At 54.5% G+C, this 2,891-nt stretch carries 3 protein-coding genes; all 3 read left to right on the top strand.

From position 1 onward, the window contains the following. Nucleotides 1-154: 154 nt before the first annotated feature. Entirely contained in the window at nucleotides 155-607 is a 453-nt protein-coding gene (locus ACK8OE_RS20715) for a hypothetical protein (RefSeq protein ID WP_410274207.1), read from the top strand. A gap of 58 nt (nucleotides 608-665) precedes the next feature. After that, a complete protein-coding gene (locus tag ACK8OE_RS20710) occupies nucleotides 666-1,946 on the top strand; it encodes an outer membrane beta-barrel protein (protein ID WP_410274206.1) in 1,281 nt (426 codons plus the stop codon). 75 nt (nucleotides 1,947-2,021) lie between these two features. Continuing rightward, nucleotides 2,022-2,891, top strand: an 870-nt coding sequence (locus ACK8OE_RS20705) for a GumC family protein (protein WP_410274205.1), incomplete at its 3' end; no start/stop codon positions are given.

Genomic DNA, 2,891 nt, shown 5'->3' with positions numbered 1-2,891 from the left:
ATTGGGGAGCGTTACTTTTAGGGCGCAGTTTGGGGTTGTTGAGGCGTGATTTGCGCTTTTGTGGCCTGGTAACACTTGATAAACCCTTTTTTTTGTGCACATGCTCAGTGTAAAGTAGCATGGGTATGCGGTTTCTTCGATCGAGGGGTTCTCAATGAAAAAGCTCTTGGCAGGTGTTAGCCTGGCTGCGCTGGCAGCGATGGGTGCGATGGTTTCTGGCGCTGTGGCGCAAAATACCACGACAGCGGCAGCGCCTAAGCCGTTGACGGCGAAGCAGCAGGAGGTCAAGACGACCCTTCTGGCTCTTCAAAAGGAAAAGGCTGCGGCTGAGAAGGCGGGCGATACGGCGAAGGTCGAAGCTCTGGCGGCTCAAATCTCTCAGGTCATTGCCGACTCGGGTCTGACGGAAGCTCAAGTGAGCGAAGTTCTGGTTGCGGTTCAGGAAGAGCTGGTGACGGAGACGCAAACGGCGTCGACCGAAACGGGCACTCAAACGGCTGAGAATACGCAAACCGAAGACGCTCCGGATGCCGTTGAAGATACGACGGTTGCCGAGGTTGAGGTTCCGACGCCGGAACTTCCGGGCAATGGCTACCTGCCGGGTTAAGATCTGACAGTGCAGGCTCATGGCCTGCACTTTTTAATTCAATGATGGGGCGATTTTAATGGCGAACCTTGTTAAGGCGCTAATGGCTAGCGCTGTGCTTTGTATGACGTTCTCGAGTGTTGCGAGTGCGCAAGATACCGAGGGCGGTGAAGGCGTTGGCTTCAAGCGCGATCGCAATCAGTCGGTTAAGCAGCGCGTGCCGGCAGAATATCGTCCTCTGGGCATTCGCTGGGGCGGCTTTACGGCTTCGCCGAAGGTCACGGCTGATCTTGAAACGACGGATAACGTCTATTACGCAAGCACGGGTAAGAAGGACGACATCATCTTCCGGCTGAAGCCTGAACTGGGCGTGCGTTCGAACTGGAGCCGCCACATGCTGTCGGGTCTGGCGCGTGCGGGCACGAACAAGTACTCAGACTTCTCCGACGAAAGTTACAATGAGGTGTTTCTGACAGGTTCGGGGCGTTACGATATTGTTGGTTCCAGCAATCTGTTTGGCGGTGTCGCTTATACGTCGTCCGTCGAGCCCCGTGGCGAAGAGACGAGCATTCTTTCTGCAGCTAAACCTATCGAGTTTAAGGCTAGCTCAGGCAATGCTGGCTTCGTGGCCGGTGGCAATCGTCTTCGCCTCATCGGGCGCGTGGATTACCAGAAGTTTGACTATAAGGACGTGCGCCGCCTAGGTGGCGGTGTGATCGACATGGACGATCGCGACCGTGTCGAAACGCGTGGCTCTCTGCGCGGTGAGTACGCGGTCAGCCCAGATACTTCGGTTTATGTGGTCTACGAAGGCAATAAACGCGAATACGATATCGTGGGTACGTCGGGCGTGAGAGACTCTGACGGCTACGAAGTGGCGGTCGGTGTCAATCTTGACTTGAGCAAACTGGTTCGTGGCGAAGCCCAGATCGGTTACCTGAGCCAGTCCTACGATAATACGAAGTTCGCCAAGGCGTCTGGTGCGTCCTATAAGGCGCGTCTGGAGTGGTTCCCGACACAACTGACGACGGTTGGGTTTAATGCGTCACGCGGGATTAAGGAAACCCCGGCTGTTGGCTCGTCGGGTTATGAATCGGCGGTTTTGGGCGTCAGTGTTGATCACGAGGTCCTGCGTAATTTTATTGTATCTGGTGCCTACACCAAGACGGACAACAGTTTTAATGGCATTGACCGCTCGGATAAGCGGACGGCGGCCAATGTGGCAGCAACCTACCGCGTAAACCGGACGGTCGCAGTCACGGGCGGCTACTATTACAGTGACCTGTCGTCTTCGGGTAAGGCCAAGGCGCCTGAATATGATAATAAAGCGCTGAAACTTAGCGTGACGTTTGCTTACTGAGCTTGTTATTCCAACGCAGCCCAGCCTTAACGGCTGGGCTGCCCTTTTTTATTTTTTTAAGTTATTGTGAGCCAGATGGACATTTCTCCTGCCGCGTCTGACAAAGAGTCCTTACTTCCAGAGTTTGATCTCGCCGCACTAATTGCCGACTTCCGCCGTTACCTCAAACTGTTTATCGCTGTGTTTGTAGTGGTGGCAGCGGCGATCATTACCCCGGTCTTAATGGAAGCGCCGCGTTATACATCGACGTCGAGCGTGATGATTGATCCACGTACGGTGAATTCTACACCTGTTCAAGACGTGTTGTCTGGCCTGCCGTCAGATACGACCCAGATCGACACGGAAGTTGAGATATTGAAGTCGAACGCCCTGGCGCAGCGCGTGGTGACCTCGCTCAAGCTTGATGAAGATCCCGAGTTTAACCCGAGCATTGCGCCTAAGAAGGGGTTGTTCGGAGAGACGAAGCCCGTTGATCCTGACACTTTAACTCCTTTGCAAAAGCAATATCGTCGCCAGGGCGTTATCAATCGGGTAACTAAAGGTCTAAGCGTAAAACGTCAGGGACTGACGCGGATTATCACCATCAGCTATGAGAGCTTGTCGGCAGAAAAGTCGGCGAAGATCGCCGATGAGTGGGCGCGCCTTTATCTCACCCAGCAGATCGAAACCAAGTATGAAGCGACTAAAGAGGCCAATAACTGGCTGAATGCGCGTTTGGGAGAGCTTCGCTCTGATGTTCTGGCGAAAGAGGCTGCCGTCCAGAACTATCGGATCGCCAACAATCTTCTGAGCACAACGGGTGCATCTCTGGTGGAGCAGGAAGCCTCCAACCTCAACCAAAACTTCGCTACTGTAAAGGTGGATCTGGCGGAAGCGGAAGCCCGCCTGGCGACGGCTAAACGCCAACTGGCTGCTGGCTCGACAGGTGAGGATGTCGGCGAGGCC

It is taken from the genome of Asticcacaulis sp. W401b (assembly GCF_046503825.1).
Taxonomy (GTDB): Bacteria; Pseudomonadota; Alphaproteobacteria; order Caulobacterales; family Caulobacteraceae; genus Asticcacaulis.
The sequence above is the reverse complement of the archived record's forward strand: the minus strand, read 5'-3'. Positions and strand labels throughout refer to the sequence as shown.

Coding starts and splice junctions, on each gene's coding strand:
- ACK8OE_RS20715 (WP_410274207.1), top strand. CDS start 155: ATGAAAAAGCTCTTGGCAGGTGTTAGCCTGGCTGCGCTGGCAGCGATG.
- ACK8OE_RS20710 (WP_410274206.1), top strand. CDS start 666: ATGGCGAACCTTGTTAAGGCGCTAATGGCTAGCGCTGTGCTTTGTATG.